Annotated in this window: 4 protein-coding genes and 1 pseudogene; 2 read left to right on the top strand and 3 right to left on the bottom strand. The window is 41.5% G+C overall.

What is annotated here, in order from left to right:
• Nucleotides 1-122: 122 nt before the first annotated feature.
• The 3 genes and pseudogenes from H6G97_RS45170 to H6G97_RS45160 all read right to left on the bottom strand — a co-directional run.
• A pseudogene (locus H6G97_RS45170) lies at nt 123-1,532 on the bottom strand (helix-hairpin-helix domain-containing protein); the annotation flags it as partial.
• A 207-nt stretch (nt 1,533-1,739) separates the two neighbouring features.
• Nucleotides 1,740-2,693, bottom strand: coding sequence for a ParB/RepB/Spo0J family partition protein (locus H6G97_RS45165; protein ID WP_190946959.1), 954 nt, complete (start codon nt 2,691-2,693; stop codon nt 1,740-1,742).
• Nucleotide 2,694: 1 nt separating this feature from the next.
• Nucleotides 2,695-3,447, bottom strand: coding sequence for a ParA family protein (locus H6G97_RS45160; protein WP_069074509.1), 753 nt, complete (start codon nt 3,445-3,447; stop codon nt 2,695-2,697).
• Between the two features lie 253 nt (nt 3,448-3,700).
• Between H6G97_RS45160 and H6G97_RS54165 the strand changes: the two genes are divergently transcribed.
• Together H6G97_RS54165 and H6G97_RS45150 are read left to right on the top strand one after the other, a co-directional pair.
• On the top strand, nt 3,701-4,261 hold the full coding sequence (locus tag H6G97_RS54165; RefSeq protein WP_242056053.1) for a hypothetical protein: 561 nt from the start codon (nt 3,701-3,703) through the stop codon (nt 4,259-4,261).
• 502 nt (nt 4,262-4,763) lie between these two features.
• The coding region (locus H6G97_RS45150; RefSeq protein ID WP_479684982.1) for a ParM/StbA family protein at nt 4,764-5,046 on the top strand (283 nt) is incomplete at its 3' end.

Below are 5,046 nucleotides of genomic sequence, written 5' to 3'. Positions count from 1 at the left end.
AAAATTCCTGGCTGATTCAAAAAAGCTCCTGCACTTACGAGTTAAAGGATATAAAAACCATACCTTTAACTGAAAATTTTGCATAGATGACAATGATATTGATAATTATTCTCATAATGAGAATTGCTGACCAACAACAGTAAAGCGCCAGCCAATACTGCTTTAACTAAGGAGTAAGCCAGAAACAAATCAAGCATCGAAGCTTCATCAGCAATAATCGCCGTGTGGGGTAAAGGATTTTCACTATCACGCTTGAAACCCCTTGAGCGAGGGTCAAATTCTAACAAGCGATGAATAGTTTTAGCTTCAAGTCCAGTCATCTCACCTAAACGTTGAGCAGCGCGTCCAGTCGGTGCTGCCAAAGCAATAGATTTACCCATCGCTTTCCATAAACTAACTATGGTGTGGGTGGTGAAAGTTTTTCCTACGCCAGGACCACCAGTAAGGATCATGATTTTGGAATAGGCTGCTGTTTCTACAGCTTGGCGTTGCTGTTCTGAAAGCTGAATTCTACGGCTAGCAGTAAAGCGCTCAATCCAGCCACGCACACGCTCAATGTCAGTACCAACAGGATTTTCCAAGCGTTGGCGTATCAGTTGAGCTAAATTCTGTTCCGTATGAAAGTAAGTCGGCTTATAGCAAAGTAGCCTTTTTTCTTCATCCCGCTCTCTAATCAGCTCGTCTGCCAGAGCCATATCTTTAATAATGATCGCAACCGCTTCTTCTGTGGGCTGATGAGATTCGGTAGTCAGCAGTTTGATTACCGACTCAATCAGTTCGCTTTGTGGCAAGTAACAGTGACCATCTTCGGCGCCTTCACTTAGACAGTGGATAATCCCCGCACGGTAACGAAATTCTGAGTCAGGCGCAATTCCGATATTTCTCGCAATCTTGTCAGCAGTCAGAAAACCAATCCCGTAAATGTCGGCTGCTAACTGATAAGGGTTCTTGGTAACAGTGGCAATTGCTTCATCCTTATATTGCTTCTAAATCTTCACAGCATAGGTGGTAGAAACACCATGCCCTTGGAGAAACACCATCACTTCTTTGATCGCTTTCTGAGTTTCCCAGGCGTTTTTAATGAGAGTGATCCGCTTTTTGGCAATACCCTGGACTTCAATCAGTCGTTCAATCTGATTTTCGATGATGTCGAGCGTTTCTAAACCGAAGTGAGCGACGATACGCTTGGCTGTTACTGGGCCAACACCTTTAATCAGCCCACTACCCAAATATTTTTCAATTCCAGTGAGAGTAGCTGGTTTGGTTTCTTTGTAGTTGACTACTTGGAACTGGGGGCCAAATTGTGGATGGTCACGCCAGAAACCAGTTAGTTGTAAGGTCTGCCCTGGCTGAATGTTAGCAAAGCTGCCAACGATTGTTGTCAGTTCGGTGCTACGTGGGCGAGTCAGCCTTGCCACAGTGTAACCTGATTCGGCAGAGTAAAAAGTTAAACGTTCTACGACTCCGGTGATTGTTTCGTGTTGAGGAAAGGCGCTTACTTGTTGAGGGGAAAGATTAGGAGGAGTGGACATTGCTTATGATCAGATGCCGCACATTATTATAATACTGGAATTCAGATGAATATAGTACATAAATACTATATCTTTTTGAGATTACAGTAATATTAGATGAGAAAGTCAAAAATGCTGCTTCGCTATACGATGACTACGAGCGCAAGCTATGCAAGCTACGCCTCAAAGGTTGGTAAGAGTGAGATATGTTGTAAAAAACCGTAGATTTTACTCTAATAAAGCTTCAATTTGCCCTAACAACTTCTCTAAAACTTTTGCTTTATTAGGATCTTCCCAGACTTTAGCTTGCTTAATTCGCTGATAGGCTTGCTTCATCCGATTAGGCAGGATATTGGGCTGAGAAGACTTAGGAGGTTGAACTGATTGAATGTAACTTTTGATATCTCTAACTGAAAGATTTTCTTCAATAGTTTTCACTAGAAGTTGATGTCGCTGATCTTCGTCTTTCAATTGAGCGATGATACGGGCTTTGGTATATTCTAGTTGTCCTTGGCGCAAAATTTCTAGAATATCTTTAGGTAAATTTAGTAAAGGTAGGCGATGACTACGAAAACTGTCTGGAGTCACCCTACCTATTACTGAAAATATCTTTTCTACCATTTCCCATTGGTTACGAACAACGTTGTTCGTAGTTTCTGTTTTTTGCTTTTGGAGGTTAGCAATATGATTGAGTAGGGAAATAACTTCTCCTTGAGAGCATTCCAAGCGGATAGATAACAGTTGCAAAATAGCTTCAGTTTCCTCAACCGGATTTAAATCTTCCCGTTGCAAATTTTCGAGGAGGGCGACTTGGAAAGCATCTTGGTCATTGAGATGGCGGATAATAACCGGAACTTGCTCCATTCCAAGAGTTTGAGCAGCAAGGTAGCGACGTTCACCAGCAATCAATTCATAATTACCGGATTCTAACGGTCGGACAAGCAGTGGCTGCAAGATGCCATGTTCACGGATAGAAGCAACTAGGCTTTCCATTCCTTGAATTGAAAAATAACGCCGAGGCTGATGAGCCGCTAGGTGAATTTGAGTTATTAATAAAGATTGTTCAATAGATTCGTTTTCCGAAAGTTGAGGATTCTTGGTAACTCCTACTAAGTCCAGGAATTGTTTGGTTTTATTCGGAAATTCCATTTCATCTGCCATTGACAAGCGCCGCTTCGCCATATTACTCCTGTTCTGCCATTTCTCTGGCGATTTCTTGATAAGGTTCAATCAATTTTCTTTCTGTGGTATACCGATGAATTGGTTGACGCGCCAAGTTAGACTCTGGAAACTGAACAGACTTAGGCACTGGTTCAAAAATTTTGACCCCAGGGAGTTTAGTTTTAAGAGTTTTGAGAGCATCTTGGGTCGTGAGTGTACGGTCTGCCATTGTAGGCAAGACTCCTAAAATTTGCAAATTGGGGTGAGTGTCTTCATCACGAAGACTTTCGATAGTTTCCAATAATTGCCGTAAGCCTTCCAAAGCAAAGAACTGACATTGAACGGGGATCAAGACTGCATCTGCTGCCATTAGTGCATTTAGAGTCAACATCCCTAAGCTAGGTGGACAATCAATGAGGATATGAGCAAATTCTTGCCGTAAAGGATTCAATTTCTTTCTCAGGATTCGGCTATTATCTGCCGAGGTCAAAATTTGCTTTTCTCCAGATGCTAGAGATATGTCAGCCGGAATCAGCTTGATTCCATACTCGGTGTCAATAATAGTTTCAGATGCGCTCTGTTTACGATCTGTAAGTACTTCATAGGCAGTCATCTGCCCTGGCTGAATCTTGATTCCTAGACCTGTGGTTAAATTGCCTTGGGGATCAAAGTCAACTACAAGGCAGGAGGAACTTTCTGCCAGCAATCCACTTAGTGCAATAGTAGAGGTTGTCTTGGCTACTCCTCCCTTTTGATTAGTAACTGCGATAATCATATTTTCTTAGTACTATGCGATTTTTGATGAAAAAACATATATTAGTTACAGAATGAACTGATTCTATGACAATTTAAGTAGACCGCAAAGATTTTCACAAGTTTTAAACCAAAGTAATGAAAAACTAATGTTCCAAATTGCTTGTTACCTAAAAAGCTAACTATACTTTCATTCTGGCGATGAGGAGCGATTTAGTGAAATAAATTGGCGCTTAAAATAAACTTATTTCCCAAAGTCCACATAAAATATTCTGATGAAATCAAAAGAGCGATCGCCCAAGCCACCTAAACAACAGCCAAAACCCAACGAACCAAGTCCAAAGCTTGACCTTGTTGCTTATAAACCAGTAGATAAACAGCAGCCAATCTCTCAGCCTAACATTACTCCCAGTGTTGATCTGCCGTCAGTTGAGCAGCCAGCCCAAGCAGAGGTAATACCTCTTGTAAAATCAAAGACAAACGCTGCTGGAAAACCGCAACATTTAGAGAAAAGTAAAGCCAAACGTACCTCTGCTGACAAGAGAAAATCCAAATTACCGCAACAGCCCAAGCAACAGGGTCAATTGACAAAGAGCGATGAGGAAGAAGAATTACCGCCAGAACCCTGTCAGCACATGCAATTCCTGGATTGCAACTCGGAGGTAGGGCGTGTGATATTCGAGTGCTACCACTGCAAGCAAGGGGTAATCAGCGAGTACACTGGAGATCCCGTAATGGGCGAGTACAAAGGACGACCTTCAGTGATTTTCACAAAGGTAAAATGCCCCAACTGTGAGCAAACAGCGATTAGGCTGGAAGCGAGGGAAGTACTTTGAACAACAGCAATTCCTTCACCTTGGGCAGAAAAGTAAAATATGCATCGGCTGCTTTTTTAATTCGTTATATGGGAAAATTTTAAAAAGTACTCATGGGGTATATATATGGGCTATATATACCCCAACAATAGTTTAGGACTTTAGGGACATTTCAACCCCTGTATAGGGTATATATAAGTGCTAAGTAGGGTCTATTTGACTGGTTGATATTTTGTGCCCCACTTAGCCCCCAATGGGTTATGATAAACTCTTGAGTCTGGAGAAAAAAAGGCTCTTGAGCAGGGGAGCAAGAGAAAATTGTTTGCATTAACAATTATAGTTATCGGTGTAAGAAAAACTAATTATTCTGCTGAAGGTCAGAGTTATCCATTTTGAACAGTAAATAGTAAACACTAAGAACTGTTTTAATTCTCTCCCTTGCCCCTTGCCCCCTGCCCCTCTACTCCCCCAAATTATCTGAACAGATAATTTTTACCAATCAAAGTGTATTACCTTTGTCTTTATGTCAAACATTCACAGCTTACAAAAAATTTTTCCTGCGGGTTTCGATAACGGTTACGGAAGCCTTAAACTTTTAGTCGAAGGATTTAAAGTAGTTCGTGCCCCCAGCTATATTTCCACGGTAGAAATGGAAGATGTTCCAGGACGTGTAGTTTTTAACGGTACTGCTTACACCGTTGGAGAGTCAGCTTACCGTACAGGAAATTATTTTGACCGCAACACAGACAATAATGAAAATAAAGTCAACAACGCATTGTTGACTTTATTGGGTGCATTGGCACATC

It is taken from the genome of Nostoc flagelliforme FACHB-838, assembly GCF_014698065.1.
Lineage (GTDB): Bacteria > Cyanobacteriota > Cyanobacteriia > Cyanobacteriales > Nostocaceae > Nostoc > Nostoc flagelliforme_B.
The sequence above is the reverse complement of the archived record's forward strand: the minus strand, read 5'-3'. Positions and strand labels throughout refer to the sequence as shown.